At 60.0% G+C, this 26,959-nt stretch carries 30 protein-coding genes, 1 tRNA gene and 1 pseudogene; 15 read left to right on the top strand and 17 right to left on the bottom strand.

Features of this window, described 5'->3' with window-relative positions; translation table 11 throughout:
* Nucleotides 1–4: 4 nt before the first annotated feature.
* Together CK220_RS13140 and CK220_RS13135 are read left to right on the top strand one after the other, a co-directional pair.
* Nucleotides 5–1,300, top strand: coding sequence for a YcbK family protein (locus tag CK220_RS13140; RefSeq protein WP_095811920.1), 1,296 nt, complete (start codon nt 5–7; stop codon nt 1,298–1,300).
* Nucleotides 1,301–1,751: 451 nt separating this feature from the next.
* Nucleotides 1,752–1,826: transfer RNA gene (locus tag CK220_RS13135), tRNA-Glu, on the top strand.
* Nucleotides 1,827–2,022: 196 nt separating this feature from the next.
* On the opposite strand, the gene CK220_RS13130 is transcribed toward CK220_RS13135, so the two are convergent.
* Together CK220_RS13130 and CK220_RS31905 are read right to left on the bottom strand one after the other, a co-directional pair.
* Nucleotides 2,023–2,304: a hypothetical protein gene (locus tag CK220_RS13130; protein WP_095811919.1), complete on the bottom strand. Its 282-nt coding sequence runs from the start codon at nt 2,302–2,304 to the stop codon at nt 2,023–2,025.
* A gap of 982 nt (nt 2,305–3,286) precedes the next feature.
* On the bottom strand, nt 3,287–3,460 hold the full coding sequence (locus CK220_RS31905; protein WP_095811916.1) for a hypothetical protein: 174 nt from the start codon (nt 3,458–3,460) through the stop codon (nt 3,287–3,289).
* Nucleotides 3,461–3,792: 332 nt separating this feature from the next.
* Between CK220_RS31905 and CK220_RS31415 the strand changes: the two genes are divergently transcribed.
* Both CK220_RS31415 and CK220_RS13110 read left to right on the top strand, forming a co-directional pair.
* Nucleotides 3,793–3,975, top strand: coding sequence for a hypothetical protein (locus CK220_RS31415; protein WP_141245134.1), 183 nt, complete (start codon nt 3,793–3,795; stop codon nt 3,973–3,975).
* A gap of 444 nt (nt 3,976–4,419) precedes the next feature.
* On the top strand, nt 4,420–5,121 hold the full coding sequence (locus CK220_RS13110; RefSeq protein WP_095811915.1) for a GNAT family N-acetyltransferase: 702 nt from the start codon (nt 4,420–4,422) through the stop codon (nt 5,119–5,121).
* A 198-nt stretch (nt 5,122–5,319) separates the two neighbouring features.
* Here the strand turns inward: CK220_RS13110 and CK220_RS13105 are convergent, their stop codons facing one another.
* Nucleotides 5,320–5,985 carry an outer membrane beta-barrel protein gene (locus CK220_RS13105; protein WP_095811914.1) on the bottom strand — a complete coding sequence of 222 codons (666 nt, stop codon included), beginning with the start codon at nt 5,983–5,985 and terminating at the stop codon, nt 5,320–5,322.
* Nucleotides 5,986–6,339: 354 nt separating this feature from the next.
* Here CK220_RS13105 and CK220_RS13100 point away from each other — a divergent pair, with 354 nt between their 5' ends.
* Nucleotides 6,340–7,026 (top strand): aspartyl/asparaginyl beta-hydroxylase domain-containing protein, encoded by a 687-nt coding sequence (locus CK220_RS13100; protein WP_095811913.1) that lies wholly within the window; start codon nt 6,340–6,342, stop codon nt 7,024–7,026.
* Between the two features lie 4 nt (nt 7,027–7,030).
* Here CK220_RS13100 and CK220_RS13095 read toward each other — a convergent pair whose 3' ends face one another.
* From CK220_RS13095 to CK220_RS13085, 3 genes are all read right to left on the bottom strand, one after another.
* Entirely contained in the window at nt 7,031–7,336 is a 306-nt protein-coding gene (locus tag CK220_RS13095) for a DUF982 domain-containing protein (RefSeq protein WP_095811912.1), read from the bottom strand.
* Nucleotides 7,337–7,535: 199 nt separating this feature from the next.
* A complete protein-coding gene (locus tag CK220_RS13090) occupies nt 7,536–7,772 on the bottom strand; it encodes a hypothetical protein (RefSeq protein ID WP_095811911.1) in 237 nt (78 codons plus the stop codon).
* 114 nt (nt 7,773–7,886) lie between these two features.
* A complete protein-coding gene (locus CK220_RS13085) occupies nt 7,887–8,282 on the bottom strand; it encodes a hypothetical protein (protein ID WP_245429161.1) in 396 nt (131 codons plus the stop codon).
* A gap of 210 nt (nt 8,283–8,492) precedes the next feature.
* Between CK220_RS13085 and map the strand changes: the two genes are divergently transcribed.
* Entirely contained in the window at nt 8,493–9,320 is an 828-nt protein-coding gene (gene map, locus CK220_RS13080; RefSeq protein WP_095811909.1) for a type I methionyl aminopeptidase, read from the top strand.
* Nucleotides 9,321–9,373: 53 nt separating this feature from the next.
* Here map and CK220_RS32795 read toward each other — a convergent pair whose 3' ends face one another.
* The 3 genes from CK220_RS32795 to CK220_RS32785 are packed head-to-tail and all read right to left on the bottom strand — an operon-like array spanning nt 9,374 to nt 10,300.
* On the bottom strand, nt 9,374–9,739 hold the full coding sequence (locus CK220_RS32795) for a LysR substrate-binding domain-containing protein (RefSeq protein ID WP_280952730.1): 366 nt from the start codon (nt 9,737–9,739) through the stop codon (nt 9,374–9,376).
* Nucleotides 9,736–10,038 carry a LysR family transcriptional regulator substrate-binding protein gene (locus CK220_RS32790; protein ID WP_280952729.1) on the bottom strand — a complete coding sequence of 101 codons (303 nt, stop codon included), beginning with the start codon at nt 10,036–10,038 and terminating at the stop codon, nt 9,736–9,738. The genes CK220_RS32795 and CK220_RS32790 overlap by 4 nt, the downstream gene beginning before the upstream one ends.
* Nucleotides 10,022–10,300, bottom strand: coding sequence for a LysR family transcriptional regulator (locus CK220_RS32785; RefSeq protein ID WP_280952728.1), 279 nt, complete (start codon nt 10,298–10,300; stop codon nt 10,022–10,024). The genes CK220_RS32790 and CK220_RS32785 overlap by 17 nt, the downstream gene beginning before the upstream one ends.
* Before the next feature lie 96 nt (nt 10,301–10,396).
* Here CK220_RS32785 and CK220_RS13070 point away from each other — a divergent pair.
* The 4 genes and pseudogenes from CK220_RS13070 (at nt 10,397) to radC (ending at nt 12,802) form a co-directional block, all read left to right on the top strand.
* Nucleotides 10,397–10,969: pseudogene (locus CK220_RS13070) on the top strand (NAD(P)H-dependent oxidoreductase).
* A gap of 8 nt (nt 10,970–10,977) precedes the next feature.
* Nucleotides 10,978–11,307 carry an EamA family transporter gene (locus tag CK220_RS13065; RefSeq protein ID WP_095811908.1) on the top strand — a complete coding sequence of 110 codons (330 nt, stop codon included), beginning with the start codon at nt 10,978–10,980 and terminating at the stop codon, nt 11,305–11,307.
* Nucleotides 11,298–11,876: a DMT family transporter gene (locus tag CK220_RS13060; protein ID WP_095811907.1), complete on the top strand. Its 579-nt coding sequence runs from the start codon at nt 11,298–11,300 to the stop codon at nt 11,874–11,876. Before CK220_RS13065 ends, CK220_RS13060 begins: the two co-directional genes overlap by 10 nt.
* 164 nt (nt 11,877–12,040) lie before the next feature.
* Nucleotides 12,041–12,802 carry a DNA repair protein RadC gene (gene radC / locus CK220_RS13055; RefSeq protein ID WP_095811906.1) on the top strand — a complete coding sequence of 254 codons (762 nt, stop codon included), beginning with the start codon at nt 12,041–12,043 and terminating at the stop codon, nt 12,800–12,802.
* Between the two features lie 103 nt (nt 12,803–12,905).
* On the opposite strand, the gene CK220_RS13050 is transcribed toward radC, so the two are convergent.
* From CK220_RS13050 to CK220_RS13015, 8 genes are all read right to left on the bottom strand, one after another.
* Nucleotides 12,906–13,244, bottom strand: coding sequence for a hypothetical protein (locus CK220_RS13050; protein WP_067000080.1), 339 nt, complete (start codon nt 13,242–13,244; stop codon nt 12,906–12,908).
* A gap of 17 nt (nt 13,245–13,261) precedes the next feature.
* Nucleotides 13,262–13,822, bottom strand: a complete 561-nt coding sequence (locus CK220_RS13045) for an ATP-binding protein (RefSeq protein ID WP_176479074.1) — start codon at nt 13,820–13,822, stop codon at nt 13,262–13,264.
* A gap of 1 nt (nt 13,823) precedes the next feature.
* On the bottom strand, nt 13,824–16,190 hold the full coding sequence (locus CK220_RS13040) for a SpoIIE family protein phosphatase (protein ID WP_095811976.1): 2,367 nt from the start codon (nt 16,188–16,190) through the stop codon (nt 13,824–13,826).
* Nucleotides 16,187–17,365: a class I SAM-dependent methyltransferase gene (locus CK220_RS13035; protein ID WP_095811905.1), complete on the bottom strand. Its 1,179-nt coding sequence runs from the start codon at nt 17,363–17,365 to the stop codon at nt 16,187–16,189. The genes CK220_RS13040 and CK220_RS13035 overlap by 4 nt, the downstream gene beginning before the upstream one ends.
* Nucleotides 17,362–17,883 (bottom strand): ubiquinone biosynthesis methyltransferase UbiE, encoded by a 522-nt coding sequence (locus CK220_RS13030; RefSeq protein ID WP_095811904.1) that lies wholly within the window; start codon nt 17,881–17,883, stop codon nt 17,362–17,364. The genes CK220_RS13035 and CK220_RS13030 overlap by 4 nt, the downstream gene beginning before the upstream one ends.
* A gap of 155 nt (nt 17,884–18,038) precedes the next feature.
* Nucleotides 18,039–19,688, bottom strand: a complete 1,650-nt coding sequence (locus CK220_RS13025; RefSeq protein WP_095811975.1) for a bifunctional diguanylate cyclase/phosphodiesterase — start codon at nt 19,686–19,688, stop codon at nt 18,039–18,041.
* A 367-nt stretch (nt 19,689–20,055) separates the two neighbouring features.
* Nucleotides 20,056–20,670: a DNA ligase gene (locus CK220_RS13020; RefSeq protein WP_095811903.1), complete on the bottom strand. Its 615-nt coding sequence runs from the start codon at nt 20,668–20,670 to the stop codon at nt 20,056–20,058.
* 665 nt (nt 20,671–21,335) lie between these two features.
* Nucleotides 21,336–22,493, bottom strand: coding sequence for an AraC family transcriptional regulator (locus CK220_RS13015; RefSeq protein WP_245429159.1), 1,158 nt, complete (start codon nt 22,491–22,493; stop codon nt 21,336–21,338).
* Nucleotides 22,494–22,698: 205 nt separating this feature from the next.
* Between CK220_RS13015 and CK220_RS31405 the strand changes: the two genes are divergently transcribed.
* The 5 genes from CK220_RS31405 to CK220_RS13000 all read left to right on the top strand — a co-directional run bounded on the left by CK220_RS31405 (nt 22,699) and on the right by CK220_RS13000 (nt 26,955).
* On the top strand, nt 22,699–23,001 hold the full coding sequence (locus CK220_RS31405; RefSeq protein WP_141245133.1) for a hypothetical protein: 303 nt from the start codon (nt 22,699–22,701) through the stop codon (nt 22,999–23,001).
* Nucleotides 23,002–23,093: 92 nt separating this feature from the next.
* The gene (locus CK220_RS31400; RefSeq protein WP_141245132.1) at nt 23,094–23,339 is read left to right on the top strand and encodes a hypothetical protein; all 246 of its coding nucleotides are present in this window, start codon (nt 23,094–23,096) and stop codon (nt 23,337–23,339) included.
* 243 nt (nt 23,340–23,582) lie between these two features.
* The gene (locus CK220_RS13010) at nt 23,583–24,467 is read left to right on the top strand and encodes a cytochrome c oxidase subunit II (protein ID WP_095811902.1); all 885 of its coding nucleotides are present in this window, start codon (nt 23,583–23,585) and stop codon (nt 24,465–24,467) included.
* Between the two features lie 17 nt (nt 24,468–24,484).
* Nucleotides 24,485–26,254, top strand: coding sequence for a cytochrome c oxidase subunit I (ctaD, locus tag CK220_RS13005; protein ID WP_095811901.1), 1,770 nt, complete (start codon nt 24,485–24,487; stop codon nt 26,252–26,254).
* Complete coding sequence (locus CK220_RS13000; RefSeq protein WP_095811900.1) at nt 26,251–26,955, top strand: cytochrome c oxidase subunit 3; 705 nt, start codon at nt 26,251–26,253, stop codon at nt 26,953–26,955. The genes ctaD and CK220_RS13000 overlap by 4 nt, the downstream gene beginning before the upstream one ends.
* Nucleotides 26,956–26,959: the final 4 nt, after the last annotated feature.

The following is a 26,959-nucleotide window of genomic DNA, read 5'->3' as shown; positions in this document are numbered from 1 at the left end:
CCGGATGCCGAGGGGGAATTTTATTTTGAAATCAGCAGGTTGGCGCCTCGCACGAAGGGAAAGCCGCAGCATCGTGGCAGCGCTTTTCTCCGTGCTTCTGGCCTCCTGTACCTCGACCGGCGACCCGACGATGTCGGTCGTCACTCCCGCCTACAATTCAACCGCCACCGAGATGAGCGCGGCTTCCAGCGCCCAGTCCGAGGCGTCGGCCGATTCGACCTCGGAGGCGGCGGCGGTCTCCCCGACATCCCCGCAGACGGCATCGACCGTGATGGGCGATGACGACAAACCGTTGCCGGAAAAAGTTGCCTATGTGCCGGAAACCCGGCCCGGAGCAGCCTTTCCTGCGGTAGCGGTACCTGCTGACGCCGCCTCGATCGCCGGCAACACGCCGCAACCGCTGGTACAGCCGCCGCAGACGGCAGAGGAGACGAAAGCGGCCGCCGACAAGGTTGCTGCCGGCGATGCCGCCGCGGTCGCATCGCAAGCGCAGGCAACCGTGCAGGCGATGAGCAAAGGCGTCTATGTGACAGCGGGCGAGCCCCAGCAGCAGCCGATCGCCGCGCCGAAGAAGGGGCTGTTCGCTTCGCTGTTCAGCACCACGCCGGCCTCGGCCGCGCCTGCCCCCCTGATCAATACGCGCTCCAGCGACCAGCCCGCCGCACAAGCCAAGACCACGCCGCCGCCGGCAAAGCCGATCGTCACCCTCGCCTCCGCGACCCCGGGCGCCAAGCCGGTGCAACTGGCCTCTCTCGGTGACGACAGCAGCAACCACATCACCGGCGCCGATGCCTTGCCCGGCGTGCGCCAGACGGCGCTGTTCGAGATCAAGCGCAAGTCCGGCATCGACGACGAGAGCGACGTCGATCTCAACGAGGACGAAGGCGGCGGCTCCTACCAGGTGGCGTCAGCCGCCGGCATGGCGAGGCTCGCGCCCAACGGCCTCTTGAAGCAGAACGAAAGCGTCGACGTCGCCTGCCTGAAGCCGTCGCTGGTGCGCGTGCTGAAGACGATTGAGGGTCATTTCGGCCGCAAGATGATCGTCACCTCCGGCTATCGCGACCCTGCCCGCAACCGCCGCGCCAACGGCGCCAAGAACTCGCTGCACATGTATTGCGCCGCCGCCGACATCCAGATGCCCGGCGTCTCCAAATGGGAGCTGGCGAGCTATGTGCGCTCGATGCCAGGCCGCGGCGGCGTCGGAACCTACTGCCACACCGAATCCGTCCATATCGACGTCGGCCCCGAGCGCGACTGGAACTGGCGCTGCCGCCGGCGTGGCGGCGGTGGCGACGACTGAGTCCTCGGTAGAAAGGCGCTCGGCCGCCAACAGCTTCCATTTGGACGAGTCCTGCCGCACAAGCATTTCGCGATTGGCCGAAGCCGTCGAACTTCATCATCCTGGAGCGCAGCGACGCGAAGCGGAGCCAAGACCCAAGGATCTATGCCGTGACCTGGGCGGAAAATATCCTGCGGAGCAGAATTCTGAGCTGTTGCAACGCCTTAACGTCGCGGCAGGGGATTCTATGGTCTGCGACCGCGTCGCGTCGCTCCTTGCTCCGCCATAGAATGACGACCGCGAGAGAGGCATTCCAGCTAACCTCTGAGGCTGCAGGATCAAGTGCGGTCGCAAATAGTGTCCGAGCTCGACGAAAGAGCGGTTTTTGCCGCTCTTGAAAAAAGTTGTCGCATGTGGCGGCAGATGGGTTGCCGGTTGCGAACAACGCAATTATAAGCCGCTTCGTCTGAGCGCGCCCATCGTCTAGCGGTTAGGACACCGCCCTTTCACGGCGGTAACAGGGGTTCGATTCCCCTTGGGCGTACCAGCACTGTCAGCGAGTTAGCACCCTCTCCCGGCAAATCATCCAGTAAACGTCAAATAAGCGTCTGCTATTTCGACCGACGGTCACGCACGATTCGCGAAAAATAAAGCGCTCTGCGATCCGCAGCGGGCTCGTGTCAAATCATGCGTTCGCGCTTTTCATAACGTGAACGCCTTCCAGCGCTCCATCGAGTCAGACATTATGGCTCAAGCAGGGCGAGACCATATAGCGCCCACAACTGCTCACATTCCCTCGCCCTGAGGCTCGGTGTTCCTGCTTTTCCGTAAAACACCATCGCTCCGCGAACGCCGTATCCAAGCACGGATGCATTCGCAACGAACTGGATAGCTTGCCCCAGGCGCATGGTGCCGATCTTGGCATCGATCTTGTTGGCGAGATCGACGACTCCAAGAATCTCAGCGTCACAATTCCTGGCTTCGAGAACAGCATCCGAAGACGCACTGGTGACGCTAAAAGCCATCGTATTAGTCTCTGCTAATAATCAACGGGGGACTAACGTGACTTGTTCCCGAGAACCGACAGGGTCCGGCCACCGAAATCGCCGGGCCCTGCCTGGTATTTTAGCAAAATCTGAAACAAAGCGATTTCGCGAGCGTTTAAAGCTCCACAAAGGAGCTCCGACGATGGACCCGGCTACAACAGCGGTGATGGTTTTACTTTTGTGCAGCCCAGGCGAACCTTCCATCTGCAAACCGGTCAATACGGCGCCTCGGGTGTACGCCTCCCTCAACGAATGCCGCATTTCGCTGGCAGAAGAACTCGCCGGCGCTCCTGGCGGAAGAATGGTCGGCCGATGCGACGTGGTCGATCCGACTGTCACGGGCTCTCTGCCAGCCGGCTATACGACAGTTACGGTTACGCACGGCGACAGCGCTGTCAGGTATATGGTTCCGCACAAGGAGTAGCCGGGCCACCTGAGCAGCCGGGCCTCGTCCGAAGAGAATCGATCAGCAGCCCGTCTGCTTCCGCTTCGAAACATGCTCCACCCGAACCAGGACGAAGCCAGTGGAGTGGTGGTCGATACCATTCCCGTACGGATCGCCGTAAAGGGTTTCCATCGAGTGGGTTAGGAATCGCGCAGTAAGATCGACTTGGGCCGGCTTCGCCTTGACCTCTGCGGCTCCGTCGGCCGCGGTGCAAAATGTCAGTCGCGTGCCAGGCATCCGCCACCTAAACAGTTGCATGAACTTGAGCAGCTCATATGGGCGGCCATGACCGTCTGGTAGGGCTGGAGACCGCTCGTGTTGAAAGACGGCGACCTAGCCGCTGGAAGTCCTGCGCAAACTATTCGTACCGAGCAGAACGTTCGAACGAGTGAACGGGACACTCCCATGACGCGGAAGCCACTCGCCTTCGTCGCCAGTGACTGCGCATCGGCACGCTGCGGATTTGCATTCCTGCCGAACAAGTGCGGCTTAAGCCGGCTCCACGCTGAAACTTTGTCAGATACCGTCCCACGTGTTGAAAGAAAGATACTTGGTTGTCGGCATCACTGCCCAGCCAAAATCCATTTGCATTTCGCGCGGCGGGCTGTTCAGCATCCGCGTCGTTTTTTGGGCATCATGCGCATATTTCAGGGCCGCTCCCATGCGGCTGAGCGTTTTTAAGATCGGCATAGCTCATCATCCTTCCATGTGCCGAAGCCGTCCCGCGAACGATCTTCGGCTGCTTTCGATCCGTACTAAATGGTCGATGATTGTTTCCGCTGCGTCACACACAAGCTCACGGGCTGTAACCAAACAGGTGCCGCTGAAACGTTCGCATACAAACAAGCTGGTCCAAGGGTTTTGAGGTGAACAGAGCCGTCCCCAGGCATCCCCGGACAGCGAGCGTGCGGAGTTGCCTCCTCGAAACAAAGCCGAAATTGCCCGCCATCAGATCGAAACATGATCGCTGCAAAAACGGCGTCGACCGGCACTGCCGGAAATAAGAGCAAAGGGAAACTCAAATGACCAACATCATTCGTAATGCAATTCTTGCTACTGTCGCGGTTTTCAGCTTGGCCGGTTCGGCTTATGCTCAGCAGCAGACTATCACTTCTTGCAGCAATCACGATGACTACTGGAGCCAGTGCCTGGGTGCCGCAAACAACGGCCACCAGAGCGGCGGCCGCGGACACGATCGTCGCTGATTACGGTCGGGTTTTGATAAAAGCCTCGCTGGCAAGTTGCCGGCGGGGCTTTCTGCGTCCTGGCAATCTTTTTTGTGATCACAGCACGTCGCGCAGCGGCCAATCGTTTGCGGTGTCCCGAGTTGCACGGCGGGGCCTGCAGCCGACCAGCTGTCGGCTCCGGTGGTTGAACAGCGGATCCACTAGGAAACAGCGTCAAACACCACCGTCTGCAGCTACCCTCCGCCTTGCCGGTTCTCCAGCCGGATCGTCCCGCATAGTGCTCGAGGATGTCCTTGGCGATCGTCAGCCCAGCCCGGCGCCCGGAACAAATGGCGTGCGCGACGGGTCGACGCGGAAGAACGGCTCGAATGCCTTTTCCAATAGGTCGGCGAAATTGGATCCTCCCCTCGGCGGGAGTTTGATGACATTGTCCGGCCAGAGTTTTTGATGTGAGTCCCGCAGATGCCCAAGATGCCTCACGCCGGTCAACGCGTAGGGTTGCCACCAATAGCCGCAGCTCAAAAAGCAATATTTGTTGACCGCTCCGGCGAAACCTGCCGAATCCGCACCTTGCGGCCGAATGAAGTGAATGAACGCTTCACCCGCTGGCTTGCCGATCCCGCCGTCAGCGCCGGGTTGAACATGCCTGGCACGGCAATGGGGCTCGAATCGTTCCGCTCGTATGTCAATAGTTTCGACAATGTATGGCGTAACCTGCTGGCGATCCGCCTGCTCGACGACGACCCGATCGGCTTGATCATGATCGAGATTGATCCACGTCACCGCATCGGGTCGCTGCACATCATCGTCGGGGATAAGGCACAGCGGAAGCTCCAGATTTCCATCGAGGCCACTCGCCTCGCAATCTGGCATTTGTTCGTCGAACGCAGATTGGAAAAGCTGATGTTTGAGCCGCTGGCTCGAAATCAAGCAGCAGTGACAGCTTGCCGGCTTGGAATGCTGCGCCAAGAGGGCACGTTGCTGTCCCACCGACTCGACATAAAAACGGGTGAACGCCTGGATCAGCTTGTCTTTGCGTTGACCTTGGACGAGTTCAAGAAGCGCGTGCGAGTTGTTCCGACCCTTCCGGTTTTTCAGGGACCCGGCTTGTCGCGCCACTTTGTGCGCGAGACAGCCAAGTCATTCGGCCGCAAGCTTTCCTAGTGCATGTCGCCCAAGCTGCGCAGGACTTTTGGGGAAACGACATGCGTCAAATCCAAAGACTTTAAAGCGGGACGCGCTTTTCTCGCTAGAGCCGGATGATTTCAGGTCGAATCGGCCTAAATCTGAATCCGGCTCTAAATCAAAGAGATAGAGCATGATGTCGTCCGAAAACCGCTTCACACTTTTCGGCATCATGCTCTAGAAGCGGTACGAAATGCCGAAATTCAAGGTGCCAAACGACGGTTTGAATGTCACCTGGTCGGCGCCATTGCCGCCCGCGTGAACATTGTTGAACACGTAGTGGACGTATTCTGTCTTGAGCGCCCAATGCGGAGCAAAAGCGTATTCGACACCTGCACCGAATGCCCCGCCAACTTTGGTCGTGTTGACTGCGTCCGCCCCGCCCAAGATTCCGGTTGTCGAAGAGGATGTCTCAAAGCGGGAAACGGCAACGCCGGCTGTGCCGTACAGCAAGAACTGATCCGACGCCAGGAAGCCCGCACGCGCCCGGGCAGACGCTACCCAGTCCAAATCGTAATTGTATGAGTGGGTCTTTCCGCCGAAAATCGGGTCCATCACGACATGAGACGAACTCTGGTTGTGAAAGCCCAGGAAATCGAAACTTGCGACGCCGCCGTAGACGAATTGGCCTGCCTGCCAGTCGTGGCCGGCGTAGACCCCACCTATGAACGCCGTGTCGCTGAAATCCGAACTGCTGACGGCCGAAGCACCATCGAACCCGGGATGCGAAAACCCGGCTCCGATCTCCACGCCAGCGTAATATCCCGTCCAGCTACCGTCCTGAGCGCTCGCTGGCGCTGCCAGGGCAGCCAAGGCGACCGACGCATACAAAATCTTGATCATGAATCATCCCCACCCGTAAGCTCACCCATAGCCGACGTGACAGGCAAATGCTGTAGCAGCGGTACCACACTAGGTTGGGGCGCGCGCTGCCCGATTCAGGTCCGATAGGGACAGGCGAGGAAGATTGGACGGCGCGTTTCTGGCAGCGCGTTTCGGACGTCTGCCGCCGGCGGCTGGGACGGCGCGATCGACAGCACGACGCCCGAAGTCGTCGACGCCACGACTGGCCCGCGGCTGGCATCGAAGACGCAGTGATACAAACCGAACGTCTGCCTGAATCCGCGGGAACAAATCTCCGTGACCCATGGCTGAAAGAAATTGCGCACTATATTATAACATGGTCGAGGCAATGCGATGTCGAACGTCTACGATCTTGGAACCGATCTGGTGCGTCGGATCTATGAAAAGCGCATAGATGCACCAGCGGTTCTTGATGCCGGCACGCATTTTCCCAACGCAACGAAGTTCGCGGCCGCCTGGCAGAGTATTCGCGATGAAGCGCTGTCGGTGCAGTTGAACCGGGTGCCGCGTTTCCACGACATCATGCCGGAACAGACCGAGATTTCGGCCAATGACGGCCTCGATTGGCGCATGTTCGTGCTCAAGGCCTACGACATGACCATCCCGGAAAACCTCGGGAAGATGCCTGCCCTCGGCCGGTTGCTGTCCGAATGCCCCGAGGTGAAGTCTGCGGCTGTTTCATTCCTGGCGCCGCGCAAGCACATCCCGCCTCACCGCGGCCCCTTTCGCGGCATCATGAGATTTCACCTCGGTCTTGTCATTCCGAAACAGTCGGACGGCCGCCCGGCAACGATCATGATGATCAACCAGGAGGAAAAGCGGATCGCCGACGGCGAGTGCCTGCTGTGGGACGACACTTTCGAGCACGAGGTCATGAACAACGCCGATCAGGCGCGTATTGCCTTGCTGCTTGATGTGTGGCGGCCGGAGATGCCGCTGGACATGGAGATCCTGTCCAGGTTGATCGTTCGCGGCGTGCAGGTGGGAATGCACTACAGAGGGGTATCTTTCGGCGGTTGAAGCTTTACGCCCTCGCCTCGCGGAACCCTCTTGCGCTGCCGCCGCGCCTGAGCGGCAACATCATGTCCCTTGCGAGCAAACCGCTGACCCGGCAGAACGCCATGAAGGCCCGGCACGCTTCCTCGGCGCTTGCCACATCGACCGTCGCGCCGAAGCAGGCGTTGAACGCGGCGTCATAAACCTTGCCCTGCCGGCGCTTCGGCCAGTTCTGCAGGAAATCGAGCGCCTGCTCGACGCTGTAGATTTCCTCGACCGGCAGGCCAGGCGCGGGCGTGATGCGCACCGGCACCTCGAATTGCAGTCTGTCCATTCCCCGTCTCCCGAACTGGTGCAGCCGGAGCAACGCCTTCCGTTCCGAAAAGTTTCTTTGACCGGTTTTTGACGCAGGAATGTGACCTCAGTGCGGTGCGGGCCCAGCAATTGCTGCGGCAGATCGGCGCTCTGGCCACACCATTCACAGGGCGATGCAACCGGCATCGCCCCGTCGAGGTTTCGCCATCCCATCGCGTCTACTGGTTCGCCGGGTCCGTCTCCGCCTCATAGGCCATGCGCGAAACCACCATCAGCAGATAGGCGGACGGCACGGCGAAGATGACGCCGAGCACGATCGCCGCCGTCCCTTCCATGCGCAGCGTTGCGGCTACAGCCCAATAAACGGTGCCTATGCAGATGACTGCCTGGACGGCGAGAAACGCGGCTGCCGAAGCAGCGCGCGTGAGTGTCTTGAATGTCTTGAGACGTTGCATCGAGAAATGTCCATGGACGCGCCACGCAACCGGCGGACGGCCGATAGCCGTCGCCAGGTCACGGCGCGAAGGGAATAGTTGAGGTGAGAAAGCTGCGGTCAGCGACCGCCGGATTCAGGCGGTTGGTGGCGCGCGAGGCTGATTGGCATGCGAGAGCGGCCCGGCCACAAAGACAGGCGCAATGCCGGCCTGCGCCGGCAAAGCCCCGCCACCGACAAGGAAAGCGGATGCGGGAGCGAGAATGCCGGGATTGCCGCTGACGAGCTTTACCGGCAGCGGCCGGCCGGCGCGGGCTTCGAGGGCCTGCGTCTTGCCGGCGACCCTCAGCAAGGCCAGCGTTTCGCCCTGGCGCGTCGCGCTGATGTCGGCACGGCCCGAGGCAAACGCTGTCGAGGCGGAGACCTCAGCCTGGGCGAAGCTCACCAGCGCAAGCGCAAGCAGCGCCATCAGGGCCGAGCACGCGGTCCTGATTGGCGGCAGCGTCGATCTTGCGCGCTCCGGTGCCGTCAACGGGCGTAAATCTCCTATATCCGGACCCGGCCTACCTCATGGAGTGGTGAAAGGAAAGCTTGCGACACCCAGACGCGCCGATCCGGCGAATATTCCCGCGGCAAACCGGTTGCAGGCACTTCGTCCTTGAACCTTGCGGCTTCCAGTGCCAAATCTGGAGAAAATTTCCGCATCGGCTCGCGTCAGGAGCCAACCTGCGAACGGACAAGAATGGTTACCTATCTCGACGCCGCAACGGCCCCCTTGAGAAACACCGGCCAGATCCGCCTGTATGGCGAGGAAGGCTTTGCGGGCATGCGCAAGGCCTGCGACCTCACCGCGCGCTGTCTCGACGAGCTTGTGTCGATGGTGAAGCCCGGCGTCACCACCGAGACCATCGACCGTTTCGTCTTCGAGTTCGGTATGGATAACGGCGCATTGCCGGCCACGCTCAACTATCGTGGCTACACCAAATCGTCCTGCACCTCGATCAATCACGTGGTCTGCCACGGCATTCCCGACAACAAGCCGCTCAAGGATGGCGACATCGTCAACATCGACGTCACCTACATCCTCGACGGCTGGCACGGCGATTCCTCGCGCATGTATCCGGTTGGCACGATCAAGCGCGCCGCCGAGCGCCTGCTCGAGGTGACTTACGAATGCCTGATGCGCGGCATCGCCGCCATCAGGCCCGGCGCCCGCACCGGCGCCATCGGCGCCGCGATCCAAACCTATGCCGAGGCCGAGCGCTGCTCGGTGGTGCGCGACTTCTGTGGCCACGGCGTCGGCCAGCTTTTCCATGATGCGCCGAACATCCTGCATTACGGCACCGTTGGCGAAGGCGTCGAGATGCGGCCCGGCATGATCTTCACCGTCGAGCCGATGATCAATCTCGGCCGCCCGCATGTGAAGGTGCTGTCTGACGGCTGGACGGCGGTGACGCGCGACCGTTCGCTGTCGGCACAGTACGAGCATACGATCGGCGTCACCGATGCCGGCTCCGAGATCTTCACGCTCTCGCCAAAGAAGCTCGACCGGCCCGGCCTGCCGGATTAGTCTGCCGCAGGCACAGCATCGGCAAGGTCTCTAATTGGCGAGGCGCGCCTAGGCTATCGAAGCCCGGCAGTATCACCAAGCCCGGCTCCGGTTAGAAGTGCGGACCTGAGGCACCTGGCTGCTGGCAACAAGGGTTTGTCGAGCCGTCGGGCAAGATAGACCCAGCTCTTCGTTGTCCCATTTTCACCAAGCGCAGCAGCTGAAAGCTGCACGAGCCGCTCTTCGACAAGATCCTGCTCGATCAACCAAAGTGGAAGCCGCCCCCAGCCGATGCCTGCTCTGATCAAAGCCAGTTTCGCCTCTTGGCTACCCACCCGCCACTTGCGCTGCGAGAGCACGCCATAATCGCGGCCGTGGGAGCGAGGTGAAGGGTCCATCAGGACGATCTGGATGTGATCGGCCAGCTCTGGCGTACTCACCCGCCCTTCTTCGCAATGAAGGCAAGAGCGTGCCCAGCACCGACAACCGCCACCATCGACAGAGGCGAGAGGGAATCGAATTCCAGGCGCGGATCGCGCAGGTCTTCGCCCACCGTTATCGCAAGGTCGACCGTGCTCTGCAGGAGGCAATCGATCGGTTCCCCAAGGGTACCTATTTGCAAGCGGACGCCAACCGTCGGATAGGTGGCGTGGAGGGCTTCAAGAGCCCTGCCAACGGCCGGCAATGGAACAAGCGTGTCCACCATGAGCGCAAGCTCGATTTCAATGCCGCTGCCCATGCCCTGCCCTTCGCGCGCAGCAGATCGGCGCGTAGAACCAGCGAGCGACAGTCGTCCAGCAGGGCCCGTCGTCCGAGGTCAAAGTCGGCCGACGAGTCGACCGGTCGAACAGCACCGTTTTGAGTTCGGTCTCCAGATTGGCAATCGCGTGGCTTACTGCCGACTGCGCGCGACCGAGCCGCATGGAAGCCAGGCGAAAGCTACCCGCGTCCGCCACGGCTAGGAACATCCGCATCTGATCGAGAGTGAGCGCGTCGAGCATGATCGATCAATTAGATCAGAAGGCGCTAACTTTTAGCAATCCCATCGATCGTCCCGATGTGTCATCACTTTCCTGGCCTGATACAGGAGAGCGGAAGTGACTGAACGGCTCAAGCTCGCAGCGCTGATCGGCAGCACGCGGGAACGACGCTATGGCGACAAAGTCGGACACTGGTTTGCCCAAGAGGCGCAGAGACTGGACGATTTCGAGCTTTCCCTCATCGATGTTGCAGACATTGATCTGCCCAGCCGGCACTTGGCGGAGCCGACACCGGCGATGAAGGCATTCACGGGTAAGCTCGCCAAGGCAGACGCCTTCGTTGTCGTCACCCCCGAATACAATCACAGCATGCCCGGTTATCTTAAGCACGCTATCGACCAGGCTACTGAAGAGTAGCACGCCAAGCCGGTCGGCTTCGTTTCATATGGCGGCGTCTCCGGCGGGTTGAGGGCCGTCGAACACCTTCGGCAGGTATTTGCCGAGCTCCACACCGTCACCGTCCGGGAGGCAGTAAGCTTTCACGGGGTGTGGGAGCATTTTGCCGATGGTGCGGGCCCGCTCGATCCGGAGCGCAGCTCCCGCGCTGTCAAGACCATGTTCCACCAACTCAAGTGGTGGGCTCTTGCGCTGAAGGAGGCGCGTTCGCGCGCCGCCTATACCGTAGGCTGACGAGTCACATGGACTCGCAACGCATCATTGCAGGCGCCCTCATGACCATAGCCATGACGCTGGTCGGATCGGGCGTGGTGGCATCAAAAATCATTGCCGGCGGCATGCACCCTTTCCTCGCCGTTCCCCTGCGTTTCCTGATTTCGACGCCCATCCTCTGGGGACTCGTCTTCCTGACAAGCACGCCGCGGCCGCAGCTCTTGGCAAAGGAATATGTGATTGTAACGCTTCAGGCGGCCGCGGGCAGCGCGGGCTATAGCATTCTAATAATCCTCGCCTTGACCTTGACCACGAGTGCAAATGCCAGCGTCATCCACGGCCTTCAACGTTGGCCTTGAAGGAGAGGTTTGGCGCCCAGCTTTGGATCGCGGTCGGCGCTGTCACGGCAGGTGCACTTCTTGTCAATGTCGCCTCTGCCAAGGGCTTTGGCCTCGATCTGAAACTGCTAGCGGGTAACCTGCTGGTGGTCCTCGCTGTTTCCGGCGAAGCACTGTTTGCGATCCTGAACAAGAGAATCAGCACGCCGCTGGCGCCGCTCTATCTCGCGGCGCTGATGAGTAGCATTTCACTGGTGCTGACCTTGCCGCTCGCCGCTGCCCTTGTCGCGTTTAGCACCGTTGCAGCAGCACCTGCCGCCCTATTGGCGACAGTCTATGTCAGCATTTTTCCCACCGTGATCGGCTTCTGGCTCTGGTATTCAGGAGCCGCGCGCGCCAGCGGCGGAGAGGCTGGCGTGTTCATGGCAGTGCTGCCGGTCGCGGCACTCGCGCTCTCGTTTCTTCTTCTCGGCGAGACCATCACGCCGATCCACATCCTCGGAACCGCCCTTGTCGTACTCGGCATCGCTGTTTCCGTCAGCGGAGCAAGAACAGTGAAGAAGCAGGCTGCCGAGGGTGCTCATGTTTAACGCTCGCCAATATGCGATGCAGCCCACATCGTCACGGCGTCTTGGTATGTCTCAGCAACGCTCCCGGCTACTTTCTTGAAATGATCGAGAACCGTTTCGCGTTTCAGAATCATGCTCTAGTGTCTGACAAAGGTCTTCTTTTCGATCAGCGATGCGGGCGGGCCATGGGGAAAGTCGAAGACGAGCGGGCGTTCTTTTCGGAAGCCTGGATCGAACCACCGCAGAAGCCACAAAAAAAGACCGTGGAAGCGGAGAAGCCGCACTACCACGGCCATCGCGATCGTCTGCGCGAACGCTTCTTGGCCGGCGGTCCGGACGCCCTGCCCGACTATGAACTGCTCGAGCTGCTTCTCTTCCGGCTGATCCCGCGCGTCGACACCAAGCCGATCGCCAAGGCGCTGATCGCCCGCTTTGGTTCGCTTGCCGAAGTGCTCGGCGCGCCGGCGTCCCGGCTCGAGGAAGTGAAAGGCATTGGGCCGATGGTGGCGACGGATCTCAAGGTCATCGCCGCAACGGCGCAGCGCATGGCGCGCGGCGAAGTGCGCGGCCGCGAGGTGCTGTCCAACTGGACGCAGCTTCTCGATTATTGCCGCTCGGCCATGGCCTTCGAAGCCCGCGAGCAGTTCCGCATCCTCTTCCTCGACAAGAAGAACGGGCTGATCGCCGACGAGGTGCAGCAGACCGGCACGGTCGACCATACGCCGGTCTATCCGCGCGAAGTGGTCAAGCGCGCGCTCGAGCTTTCCGCCAGCGCGATCATTCTGGTGCACAACCATCCGTCCGGCGACCCGACGCCCTCGCGCGCCGACATCGACATGACCAAGCAGATCATCGAGACGGCCAAGCCGCTCGGGATCGCCGTTCATGACCACATCATCATCGGCCGCAAGGGCAATGCCTCGATGAAGGGCCTGCTGCTGATCTGACAGTCCCGAATATCAGCTGGATACCGATCAGGAATCGTCGGACGGGCGGGCACGTCGCTGGCAATGGCTCGATCGAGACGCATTGACCGTTCGGACAAGCAGGTCAGTTCATCAAAAGCACCAGAGCGGGATGCAGCTTCTTCAGGTTCGGCAATGATTTCGATTGCCAGGGTATGTCGGGCGTTCCGCGCACGACAAGTCGAACATCGGGATGCTTGCGCACCTCGATGGTAAATTTCGCCAGCAGGTTGATGCCGGACGAGTTGAGAAAGTGAAGGTCCTTCAAATTGAGTGTGATGGAAGCGGGGTTTGAGGCAAGAACACTGGTCGCCAAAGCCGTGATCGGCGCACCCGCCTCAGAACTGGCAAGCCGCATTGCACCGTCGAAAAAGATATCGCTTCCCTCAGTCCACACGCGGTAGTCGTCTGTCTTGATTTCCATATCTGGCTTCGTTTCATCTAGTTGTGAGTTTGCGAGATCGGAATGGAGGCATATGTTTCCAGGCAAATACGGTCGTTTTCATCGGCGGGGCTGAATATCCAGGCCAAGCGTGCGCCATAGTCGCTCATCAACGTCAGCAATCCAAGCCCGGAGCTCCCCACATCGGGGTTCGCGGCATTCGCCTCAATCCGCTGTATCAGCAGGTCCTTTGGGTCGCCAACCGTGATGTCCGCCAGGAGGCTTTGAAACTCGGACGCGATTTCACCTAGGACGTCATTCGACACCTTGAGCTTGAAGCACTCCGAATCCATCGACGCCTCAACCACGATCTCGCCTGGTGCGCGGAACTTGACGGCGTTTTCGATGAGTTCGTTGACCAGATATCCGATGCTGTGCCGCACCTCCATGTAGTCATTGCGGGACGACTGAAAGCGCAACGCGAAAAGATCGGCAATGAAGTCCGAGGTCGTGGCGCAATGACGCCAGCTCAAGTCGAGAGGTCCGTCGAACAGCCGCACGCGACTGACACTCCCCTTCATCCCGATTGCAATGTCAGGAGTACCGAACAGCGCTGTCATCCTACGTATGCCTTATGATCACGAGTGTGATGTCGTCGTGGATCTTCTGGATTCCGATATGGGCCATCAAATCCTCGATAATTCCGGTCTTGATGTCCTCGGCGCTCCTGCCATGACGCTTTTGCACGCTCTTGCAGAGGCGATCGAATCCGAACAGTCTTCTGTCTTCATCTTCCGCCTCGGTCACACCGTCGGTGTGCAACACGATTACGTCGCCGCTCCCGAACACGATGTCTCGCGTGTCGACGAACTGCGAGATGTCGTTTTCCAGGCCAACCGGCAGACCCAGATCCAGCGTATCGATACGTTCGACGTCCCCATCCGCACGCACGACGAGAATGTCCTCATGCTGGCCGGATAGCGTTACCCGCCCATCCTCAAAGTCAAGAAAGGCTAGCGAGAGATGCTTGTCGGTGTTCGTCCGCTCGATGTTCTTGTAGATCGCTCTGTTCAGACGAACCAGAAACTGGTGCGGATCTCCTTCGTTGGCCTCCTGCAGCGCGCGTGCAACGGATTGGACCATCAGCATCAGCACGCCGCTCTCGAGACCATGACCGGTCACGTCGCCGATGCCGATCTTGACCCGTGATCCGTTCTGCAGGACGTCGTAGTAGTCCCCGCCGACCTCGTCGGCCGGCCGCATGTACGCTGCGATCTCCAGCCCCGGAATAGCTTCGAGCTCGAATGGTTTCGGCAGGACCATCATCTGGATTTGCCTGGCAACCGCGAGTTCGGCGCCGAGACGGACGTTCTCGTCCCGCAGTTTTTCGTTGAGCGCGGAAATCTCCTGATTTGCGTCACCGAGCTCCCTGGTTCGTTCGTCGACGAGTTGCTCGAGGTTTTCCGTGTGGAAGCTGATCTGCTCGGCCATTCGGTTGAAGGCGACCCCAACCGCTCCAACCTCGTCGCGCGTTGGAACGCGAACGCGGACGGAATAGTCTTTGGACTGTAGCCTCTGGGCGGCGCTGGCAAGCGCCCTGAGACCGGCCGTGATTCGCTTCGAGATGCCGAGCACTGCCGCAAAAACGATCAGAAGCGAAACGACGATGGCGGCGATCTGAAAGAGCAGGATACGATTGGTCGCGCGGGAAATACTCTTCTGCGCGGCGAACAGAGACGCATAGATTTCGCGTTCGGGAACGACGATTCCGACCGACATCGTTTCGGACTTGATCGGTCCCGAACTCCACAGATTGGTCGGCTTCAATCTCTTGAGGACAACTATGTAGGGTACGCGTTCGCCCTTGTTGTCGAGCGTGATATGCTGAATGACACCGTCATTGTTCTGGTCGAGCGGCAGCGACGCGATGGCCGGCTGCGTGCTTCCCCGCAGGGACCTCTCCAGACCGGTGACGCCCTGCGTGCCTGCATCGTTGGACGAAGTCAGGCCGATGATCGCCTCGCCCGATGGATTGATCGCCACTACATTGCCGGTCGACATGGTGAGGAAGCCGAACCCGGTTTCGGCAATCTTGACGCGCTCGACGACTTCAGCGAGCTGATCGAGAGTGATGTCTGCACCCGCTACACCGGCGATACCGGTACGCTCGCGCGTCCGCAGCGGGTGGAAAAAACTGACGATCAGCTTTCCCGTGATCGCATCGGTGTAAGGCGCTGTCTGAGTGATGTCGTCGGCGACTGGACGTGAGGCTGGATCCCTCGTCCATTGCTGCCATGACCCATAGATCCCCGGAAAGAAGAACTCCCAGAACTCCGCCTTGTTGTGGCCCGGATAGAGTCGGTCGAAGGTCTGTGCCTGGTCCGTATACGGTACCGTCCTGAAGATCGGCCGTTCCTTCGGACCAATATAGTACATCTGCAGTTTTGGCGATCCGCTGGCCATAAGGGTCGGCGCGACGAGATCCAGAACGGTACTGTCTTCGATTTCCCGCTCAACGCTCGGCAGCGGCGTATGGTCGGCGCCCAGCAGGTAGCCCCAGACGCTAATCACGGAAGGCGCGCCCGGCAGGTTCTGCGCCCAATCGCCCTGCGCGTCATAGACGACTTTCACGGAGGCGGGTGCTTCATGCGAAAGGGTTGCTCCGACCTGTCGCTGCCGGCTCGGATCGTCGATCTGGGCCTGCAGAACGCCGGCCAGCGCCTTCACGTCCCCATGAACTCGATCGAGCAGGAGGTCGACGCTTAACGCCGTCGAGTCGGCATAAGAGCGAATGTATTCCTCGTTTGCGGTGGTCAGGCCCTCACCGACTTCCGACGCCGCGTCGCGCGACAGCTTTTGAACGTTCCAGAGCGCCAGGCCACCGCTCAGCAAGAGGTCGAACAGCACGGCGCCGCCAACGACCAAGACGAATTTCGCTCGGAAGGAGCGCAGGCCAAAGCGCGGTGTAGGCTGATCGTCGGCTTTCATTGCGGCCTTCGCCCCGATGCGACCCAGATTGGCCAACCCGCATAACCCTTGGGGTGTAGCGCAGCGAATATGTGATCCTGGAAGCCCTGCCGGAACCGTGCAACGAACTCCGGCCCATCGCCGCGTTTGGTGGCCATCTCGCCGGCATAGACATCGGCCCAGGCTACAATGACATCGGCGAAGTCCTGCGGATCTCCGTCCAGGTTGGTGACCGTGAAGGTCTCGACACGTATGTCGTCGAATCCGGCTTCAATCAGATATCGCCGACTCTTGGGCCCGAGTTCGACGTCCATCTCGAAATGCGCGAACAGCTTCGCCACTTCATTGTATGTCCAACGGATGCTTTCAGCGCGCGGCTCGCCGAGGCAATGCGAATTCTTCTCGTTGGTGATGTAGACCCGCCCGCCTGGCTTGCATATGCGGTAGAGCTCCTTGAGGATGAGTTCCGGTCGATTGAAGATTTGAAGCGAATGTCGGCAGGTGACCAAGTCGAACTGCGCCTCGTCGAGCAGCATTTCCGACGCATCGCCATAAGTATATTCGATGCCCCGGATATCGAACTCCCGCATCACTCGTCGGGCGTAGTCCAGGCTTGATATGGAGTGGTCGAGGGCGACGATCCGCGAAGGCTGGAACTCTTTCTGCACGAGCACGGCGAAATCCCCGATCCCGCAACAGATGTCGGCCATAACGACCCCGGGTCTCATGCCGTGTCGCGGCAAGATTGCACGCTCGTGGCGCCAGGTCATCTTTGTCTGCGTGCGCAGAATTGGAACGAACCCGCCTTCCTCGAGGAAGCCCTGCCCTGGATAGAATTCGCTGTCATACTCCTCGACCGTGATGTTCGGTTCGATTCCGCTCAGCCGACCGAATTTTCGCGAGGTCCATCCGACGACGCTTGACGTGATCACAACAAATTTGAGATCGGGTCGAGCGCGACAGGCATCGAGGATGATCCTCGAAAAAGCGTGAAATGCAGCGTTGTTCATCTGCGCCAAGCGTCTGACATTGACGTAGAGAACGCCGCGTACTCGGCCGATCGCATCGCGAAGCAATGCCAGGCTAGGCCCAAGCTCATCGATCGCCTGAGGCCGGATCACCCCAGATATGGAGAACTCCTGGTTGTTCGCATCGTATTGCGTCTTGAAGCGCGGGTGCAGGTTGTAAGGGCTCAATGTTGCAGGCCCTCAAGCGGAAGATCCATGACAAGCGTGATCGCATCGCCGTCGGCTTCCTCGACCCTGAGTGTCGCGTCGTAGTCGACAGCCAGCTCCAGCAGTACCACCTCCCGGCTGGGCGCCAGATCCCCAGACACAGAATTGAGATATCGTTCCCTGGCCTCGAATCCCGCGACTTGCGAAGCGGCTTCTTGGTAGAATTGGCGCTCCTCCGGCATACAGGGAAATGTCAGCTCGATCCTGTCCGTCGCGCCATGGCGAGACACCCTGCATGCCAGTTCGCCGTCGGCGTGGCGGGTACGAAAGGCGACTTCCAGCAATTCGTTGAAGGCAGAGGAAAAGAGATTCGAATGCCGGACCGAATCTGATCTGTTTTGACTGATCATCCGGGCGATGTACGTCGAAACATAATCGCAGTGTTTCCAAGCGGAGACAAAGGTCTTGATTTCCATGTCGATCTGGATCATCGGCTCAAAAGTCGGTTCGCCAGCCGGGTCATGAAGAACAGATCCCATCCGCATCCTCTCCTATTCCATCCGTATTTGAGCCCGGGTGACGCTTTGAGCTCCGGGACGGAAATTTGACCGCCTCCTGATGAGCCAGTCCCGCATTGCGCGGTATCTAGCCCCGATCGTTTTACAGCTGTCCGATTTACAAACGGTGCAAGGCGCTAGCGCGCCCGATTTGATTCCTCCATCGCTCCCACCCCCTTCGGCGGCGACCGCCTGATGAATTCGCTGGTTGCCTCGGCTCCGAGTGGCCGTCCCACGAAATTGCCTTGCAGGTAATCGCAATTCTCCTTGATCAGCCACCGTGCCTGCCCCGACGTTTCGACCCCCTCCGCGGTGACGCTTATTCCCAGGCCGTGCGCCAGACTTATGATCGATCGCACGATCGTTTGGCTCTTCAGATCTGTCTCCAGGTCCGCGATGAAGTATTGATCTATCTTCAAGGTGTCGAACGGAAAATTCTTAAGGTAGCTCAAGGATGAATAGTACGTTCCAAAATCGTCGAGCGAAATTCGTATTCCCAAGACGTTCAAAGTATTTAATGTATCGATATTGTCGATAGTCTTCTCAAGAAGAACCGTTTCGGTTATCTCGAGTTCAAGCCTTTCAGCCCGGATTCCAACTGCGTCGATGATCTGAGCGACCGTGTCTGTCAGCGAACCGCTCAGGAACTGAGCCGGCGACAGGTTGACTGCCACTGTCAGCGCGGAAGGCCACGCCAATGCCTGGCGACAGGCTTGCTCGAGCACCCATCGTCCAATCTCGTCCATCAGACCGTCGGCTTCGGCGATCGGAATGAACACGCCGGGCGGAATGACCCCGATTTCGGGGTGCCGCCACCGCAGCAGCGCTTCGAAACCAATCACCGACGAGGGAGGCCTGATGAGCGGCTGATAGTCCAGATAAAGCTCGCCCCGCTCCAGCGCGGTTCGAAGGCTGCGTCTCAGATTTTCGCGTTGCTCGAGCAACAACAGCATCGAGCGATTGAACGTTCGAGCGCAGCCGCGACCATCCGTCTTGGCTGCGTAAAGAGCAATGTCGGCCGCTTTCATCAGCTGCTCGCCATCGGTCCCGTGCTCCGGCCCGAAAGCAATTCCGATACTTGAACCGACGAAGACGGGAATGCCGTTGATGACGAACGGGTCCTTGAACGCGTTGACCAGCGATCCGGCGAGGCGCTCGGCTTCCGCGGGCTGCTCCTTGCCCAATTGGATGACGGCGAACTCGTCGCCGGCATACCGGTACGCAGATTCGCCGTCCTGCAAGGCGTCGCGGATTCGACCTGCTGCGAGTTGCAGAAGCGTGTCGCCTGCCCCATGGCCGAGCGTGTCGTTGACCGCTTTGAAATCGTCAAGATCGATTTGCAGCAGGGCGGCTTTTGGCTGAGATCCGCCGATGGCCGCCAGCGCCTGCTGCAGCCGCTCGCCGAATCGCCGCCGATTCTGCAGTCCGGTCAGCACGTCGTGCGTCGCCTGATGGAGCAGAATCATATGCTCCTGCTCCTGCGCCGCGCTGCGCTCCCCCTGCTCCCGTGATTCGATGATTCCCACACCATCTGCAGTGCCGAAGACGAAAACGGACCGGGGCGCTTCGCCCGATGATCGCGGCAGGTCAATGCTTGCTGCAGAGCCGCCCTGGAACACCCGAAGAAATTCGTCGCGACACCTCGTGTCGAGGAAGCTTGGGTAGATCTCCCAAATGGCGGCGCCGAGCACCACCGCACCTCCGTACAGGCGTTTGAGCGCGGCGGCGTAGTGAGTTAGGCGGAAGTCGCCATCATAGAACGACAAAAGTTCGGTCGTATTTGCCAAAAGATTAGCGAGAAGCGCTTCATCGGCACGTGAAACATCGCTCGAGGAAGACTCCTCGTTCTGCGCGCTGACGCCTGATGCCTCTGAACGCAAAAGCCACCTCCGTAGGCGGTGAAAATTAGCGTCCCCCAGTTTAGAAATAGCATAAGTAACAAGCTTGGCAAACTTTCAACTCGCTGTTTCAACAAGCGCCGCATATTGCATTGGATGCTGCGCTGTGATTGGCGGCAGGTTATTCCACAATGGACGTTCATTGATTGTTAATGAATCGGGAATCGACAGATAATCAGCGTCGCGCCAGACGTGATCCGAAATATTGCGACCCACAGGACAGAGCGGAGTTCGCGACCTCGGCTCGATCACACACCTAGTGTTTCGAAATCGGCTTTCTCAAAAATCTGGTTTTCAGCCACGTTTTCGACGGTCCGCTCTTGTAGGGGCTATCGGCGCGTTTCGAGATGACGCCATCGAGTTCTGTTTTCTCGGTGGCGCGAAAGATCGCGAGCGCGTCGCCCTCAAAATGCTCGCTGTATTGGATCTTGCCGAGGCCAGGCTCAACCAGTCGCCACAGCGCTTGCTTGCGCTGCAGCAAGGGCAAGGGGATAAGATTGCGACCGTCGAGATGGAGGATGTCGAAAGCGACGAACACCAGCCGGCTCGGCTCGTTCCAGATCGCGGCTTCCAGCGCAGGAGAATCGGGCGTGCCCCGCTCGCCTGAGACAATCACCTCGCCGTCGAGAATGGCAGCCCGGCATGGCAGGTCGGCCGCTAGCGCGATGGGCCAGTATTTTGTCGTCCAGTCACGCCCGTTCTTGCTGTAAATGCGCGCGCCGCCCCTATCGATGATGATTTGCGTGCGGTAGCCGTCGAACTTGGCCTCGTGGACCCACCCCTCGTCTTCGGGCGGCCGCTCGACAAGAGTTGGCATCTGCGGCGGAATAAACTCCAGCCGTTCGTCGTCGACCTTGTCACGCTTACTCAACTACGCCACCATCTTTGCCGGATAGCGGTGGCGCGAGCGGCACAGGCGATCCGGTCTCCACTTGGACACCTGCCGCCTGCGCCGAGCCCCCACTAAGCCATTCTGCGACGGAATGAACACCGGCCAGCCGCCCCCCGGCCATTGGCACGCCTACTCAATACGCCACCACCTTTGACGGATAGCGGCAGCGCGAGCGGCACAGGGCGATCCGATGTCCCCCCAACTTGGACATCTGCCGCCTGCGCCGAGCCCCCCACTAAACCATCGACCCCCAGTAAGCCATTTCGCGACGGAATGAACACCAGCCGGCCGCCTCGGCCTTGGCACGCTAACTCGCTTACGCTTGACGGATTGCGGCGGCGCGGTCGGCACAGGCGGTGCGATATTCCCCCCAACTTGGAAACCTGCCGCCTGTGCCGAGCCCCCCGCCAAGTCATCGCGAACATCTACGAATATGGCCGCGTTGTCGTTAGCTGCGCATCCAAATACTTGTCCGGGCGTACATATCTCGATCGGCGCGGCATCTCTCGCCCAAGGCTTTTGCCATTTGGGTGCTAGCAGCCATGGGTCCCTTGCCCGGCAGGGATTGCCGCCCGGCTCCCAGTATCACTCCGGGCGGCATTCTGATGAGACGTCGCCGATTTCAACCGCCGCCGATGCTATGCTCAGCTTCCAAGCGCCTTGAGCCATCCTTCAAAGGAGGAGGCCTTCTCGTGCTCGCCAAGCGAACCAGAGTTGGCGGGGCGCGGCAACACCGTCGTCCTGCGCCCTTCGCGGGGGCTGTAACCGAACTCCTTGCTGAATGCTCGGCTGAAATTTGCCGCTGAATTGAACCCGAAGGCCTCCGCAATTTGAACAATGCGCCGGCTGTCCGCGGGATCACTGAGCGCTAAATGGGCTGCCAAAAGTCGGCGACTTTGAATGTAATGGAGCACCCCACCGCTCGGTTCGAACAGCTGATAAAGACGAGATCGCGAAACGCCGAGTGCCCGGCACATTGAATCCGGCGTCAGATGAGCCGCGTCCAGATTGTTTTGGACGTATCGACGCGCCCGCTCCATCAGCGCGACACTCGCCAGTTGTTCGGCCGCAGCGGCTTGTTCGGCCGGCGGCGCGAGGCACGCAATGATCATGCTGCGCGTCGCGTGTACGATGCGAGGCAAGTCGTCCTTCGTGAGACTGCGCAGTCTTGTTACGATGCCGTCGACATAGTCGATCAAAAGGTTAGCAAGATTGCCGGAAAGAATTGAATTGTTGTTTGCGTCGAGGGTTGCCGCCGCGTCGGCGAACAAATCACGCGGCAAATAGAGAACGAGACTTTCGGATTCCGTCATTCTCCCGCGAAACGGGTAGCCCAGCGACCTGATCTCAAGTCTGCCCGGCTGGCCCTCCGCGACACGGCGATTGACCTCCGTCCACGACCGGCCAGTCTGTGGCAAGACGACATACCAATGATCGACCGAGCTGGACCGAAGCTTTGCGGCGGAACGGATATAACTGTGCGCCGGCGTCCGCTGTTGAACGATCAGCATGCCGCCAAGATTCCATGCCGTGTGGGCGGCCGGGAAGCCGTCGTCCAGCGATTTGTTGTCCGGCAACCTGACCTCGACAAGCGGTGCCACATGCGCTTGCCAAGCGGGGAATTGATCCTTTGGTGCCAGTTCGAGCGTTGAAAAGGACAGGGGTTCCAGTGCCGGCGCGATTGGCGGAGCCGCCTCGTTGTCGGGTTGAACGTCGCGAGGCCAACGACGTCGTTCACGCTCCGGCGCCGGCCCGGTATGCGCCTCGTCTTGCTCCTTAGCGTCCATCGCGCGTGGTGCCATATCCGATTCCGGTATGCCCATGCCCCCGCAATCATGTGGTGTATCCCGGGTGTCTGGCAAGCCTGTCGACCGCATCCTCGATCACGCTGGGTTACAATAAGAAATGCATCCGGAGATAAGTTTCTGGATACGAGGCTAACGACACACTTCAGACCGGCGCCTATAGATTCCGACATCGTGAAAGCGACGTTGAGGAGACCAGGAAATGAATGAAAAGGTCAAAGGAGAAGCTCGCCGCAAGATAATTCTTGATGGATACGTCAATAACGAACCATTGAAAGACATTGCGGCAAAGCTCGGATGCTCACTGGCGAGTTTGAAAGTCAGCGCCAGCAAACTTGGCTGCACTCGGGCCCCAAAAGAAGCGGCTGACTTTCGACGCGGCTTCCGTATACCCGAAAACAAACGACAAGATTATTATCAGCTGATGCGGGTTGGGCAATATAGATCCCGGGACTGCGCACAGATTTTGGGATTATTGACAACGCAATCGCCGGTTATGGAGTAACGTTACCAGAAAGCTGTGGACAACATCTTTCAAGCCTCGGTGATAAGGCCCGCCGCAAAGCACGGGCGGCGGGCGCTGAAAGGTTCGCTCAAATGCTGCGTCGGCGTTTCAATCGCACCTGCCTTAGCCCTCTCGATCTGGCTGTTTGCGAACGCGTGTTCAATCAGGTCTGCGCGGATGAACAGCTCGATCCTTTGGACCCGGACGCCGAAATTTTAGCGGTATTGGTTGTGGCCATTTTTCGAAATGCTCACACCAGCGAGCGCGAACTTCTGGAGGCGGTCAAATCTCGCCGGCAAAAGGCCGGGGCAGCCGTCCGAACGCCTAAAATGAACTAGTTGATCTACCCGCCTGCGGCATCAAGCCGGCCATTTGGTCCTCTGCACATCGGCTCTAAGGGCAATGCCTCGACGAAAGCCTGCTGCTGCCAAGGCCTCCGGCGCCCAAAAAGGCCCGGGCGCGCAGCAACGTTTTGCACATCGGCTAGTCGGCTCTGGAATTTCAACCGGAAATCGAGCATGATGCGGCTTGGTATTGGCGTTGGATGCTTCGCGCTCCCATGAAATACCGGAGGACGGGACATGGCCATCGCGCTTGTACTCGTTTTGATCGTCGTGGGCTCGGTGTTGTTCCACTTCCTGAGCCCATGGTGGTGGACGCCGATTGCCTCGAATTGGGACTATATCGACCACACCATCACCATCAGCTTCTGGATCACCGGCGTCGTCTTTTCCGCGGTCGTCCTCTTTATGGCCTATTGCGTTTTCCGTTTCCGCCATCGGGAAGGCAATCGCGCGGTATACGAACCGGAGAACAAGCGTCTCGAATCGTGGCTGACGATCGTCACCGCGATCGGCGTCACCGCCTTGCTGGTTCCCGGCCTGTTCGTCTGGAGCCGCTTCGTCAACGTGCCGAGCGATGCGACCGAAATCGAGGTCGTCGCCCAGCAATGGCAGTGGAGCTATCGCCTGCCGGGCAAGGACGGCAAGCTCGGCACTTCGGACACCCGTGAAGTAACCGCTGAGAACCCGTTAGGCATCGCCCCCAAGGATCCCAACGGCCAGGACGACGTCGTGGTCGAGGCGGCGGACCTGCACTTGCCGGTCGACAAACCGGTCAAGATGCTGCTGCGTTCTATCGACGTATTGCATGATTTCTACATCCCGGAATTCCGCGCCAAGATGGACATGATCCCGGGATCGGTCACCTATTTCTGGTTCACTCCAACAAGGACCGGAACCTTCCAGGTCCTGTGCGCCGAGCTCTGCGGCCAGGGACATCCGCTGATGCATGGCATGGTGATGGTCGACACCGAGCAGGATTATCTGGCCTGGCTCGGGCAGCAGCAGACTTTTGCGCAACTGTCGGCGCCTCAGCAAACGGGCTCGGCGAACCCGCTGCCAGGAAACACGATGGCGTCCGCTTTGGACGTCGCGGCAAAAGTCGAAACTGTCGAGGCCCGCTGAACAGGGGAGGTGCTCCCATGGTCGACGTCACACCCGCAGATGCCGTTCCCCCCGCCGAAGTCGGGGAAATGGAACTCTACCATCCGCACAGCTGGTGGACGAAATACGTCTTCTCGCAGGACGCCAAGGTCATAGCGATCCAGTATTCGGCAACGGCAACGGCGATCGGCCTTGTAGCGCTGGTCCTGTCCTGGCTGATGCGCCTGCAGCTCGGCTTCCCCGGCACGTTCGATTTCATCACTCCGGAGGCCTATTACCAGTTCATCACCATGCACGGCATGATCATGGTGATCTACCTGCTCACCGCGCTCTTCCTCGGCGGCTTCGGCAACTATCTCATTCCGCTGATGGTCGGCGCCCGCGACATGGTCTTTCCCTATGTCAACATGCTGAGCTACTGGGTCTATCTGCTGGCTGTGCTCGTCCTGGTGTCGAGCTTCTTTGCGCCGGGCGGACCGACCGGCGCCGGCTGGACGCTCTACCCGCCGCAGGCGATCATGACCGGGACACCGGGCGGCAATGACTGGGGCATCATCCTGATGCTTTCGTCCCTCATCCTGTTCATCATCGGCTTCACCATGGGTGGCCTGAACTATGTCGTGACGGTGCTGCAGGGCCGCACCCGCGGCATGACGTTGATGCGCCTGCCGCTCACCGTCTGGGGCATCTTCACGGCCACGGTGATGGCGCTGCTTGCCTTTCCGGCCCTGTTTGTCGCCTGTGTCATGATGCTGCTCGACCGCCTGCTCGGCACCTCCTTCTTCATGCCGGCGATCGTCGAGATGGGCCAGCAGCTGCAGCACAGTGGCGGCAGCCCGATCCTGTTTCAGCATCTGTTCTGGTTCTTCGGCCATCCGGAAGTCTACATCGTGGCCCTGCCGGCCTTCGGCATCGTGTCCGACCTGATCAGCACGCACGCGCGCAAGAACATCTTCGGCTACCGCATGATGGTCTGGGCGATCATCGCCATCGGCGCCCTGAGCTTCGTGGTCTGGGCACACCACATGTATGTCAGCGGCATGCATCCCTATTTCGGCTTCTTCTTCGCCACCACGACGTTGATCATAGCCGTTCCGACAGCCATCAAGGTCTATAACTGGGTGCTGACGCTGTGGCGCGGCGACATCCACCTCTCCATACCGATGCTTTTCGCGCTCGCCTTCATCGTCACCTTCGTCAATGGCGGTTTGACGGGGCTGTTCCTCGGCAATGTCGTTGTCGACGTTCCCCTATCGGACACGATGTTCGTCGTTGCCCATTTCCACATGGTGATGGGTGTCGCGCCGATCCTGGTGATCTTCGGCGCGATCTATCACTGGTATCCGAAGGTCACCGGACGGATGCTGGACGAGACGCTCGGCCAGTTTCACTTCTGGGTCACCTTCCTCGGCGCCTACCTGATCTTCTTCCCCATGCACTATATCGGCCTGATTGGTGTGCCACGCCGCTACGCCGAACTGACCGACATGACGATCATGACGGAGTCGGCCCATCATCTGAACTCGTTCATCAGCATCATCGCCTTCCTCGTCGGGTTCGCCCAGATGGTGTTCCTGTTCAACCTGATCTGGAGCATCCGCCATGGCCGCGAGGCCGGCGGCAACCCGTGGCGAGCGACGACGCTCGAATGGCAGACGCCGCAGACCCCGCCGGCGCACGGCAATTTCGGCAAGGAGCTGCCGATCGTCTATCGCTGGGCCTATGACTACAGCGTGCCGGGCGCGAAGGAGGATTTCATCCCGCAGAACGTGCCGGGCGACTTCAGGCCGACGAGAGAACCGGCATGAGCGTCATCCTGGTATTCCTGCTCGTGATCGCCGGCTTTGCCGGATGGTGGCTTTCCCACCAGCGGCTGACGGCGAAGCCGTGGCTCGAGCAAGGCCTGGCCGGGGACCTCGTCGGCCTCGAGCGGTCGGCCCTGCCCACCGCCAAGATCGGCCTTGGCGTCTTCCTCGCCGTCGTCGGCTGTCTGTTTTCGCTGTTCACCAGCGCCTATTTCATGCGCATGGGTCTGCCGGACTGGCGGCCTCTGCCGCTGCCGCGCCTGCTTTGGCTGAACACCGGCGTGCTGGTGCTGAGCAGCGTCGCGCTGCAATGCGCCGTGATCGCGGCGCGCAGAGGCCAGACGGACATGGTCAGGCTCGGCCTTGCGACGGCCGGACTGACCGCCCTCGCCTTCCTGATCGGCCAGTTGATGGCCTGGCGGCAGCTGACCGATGACGGCTACCTGCTGGACTCCAACCCGGCCAACAGCTTCTTCTATCTGATCACCGCAATGCATGGCCTGCACATATTGGGCGGGCTGGTCGGCCTAGGCAGGACGAGCACCGGCGCATGGAACGGAGCGCGGCCGGAGCGGCTTCGCCTCGGTATCGAGCTCTGCGCGATGTACTGGCATTTCCTGCTTTTCGTCTGGCTCGGCATCTTGGCCGTTCTGGCCGGCTGGGCGGCGACATTCGTGAGCATTTGCCAACGGCTGCTGACCTAGGAGA

This window comes from Mesorhizobium sp. WSM3860 (genome assembly GCF_002294995.1).
Classification (GTDB): Bacteria; Pseudomonadota; Alphaproteobacteria; order Rhizobiales; family Rhizobiaceae; genus Mesorhizobium.
Note: the sequence above shows the minus strand (reverse complement) of the source record. Positions and strands in the feature narration are given on the sequence as shown.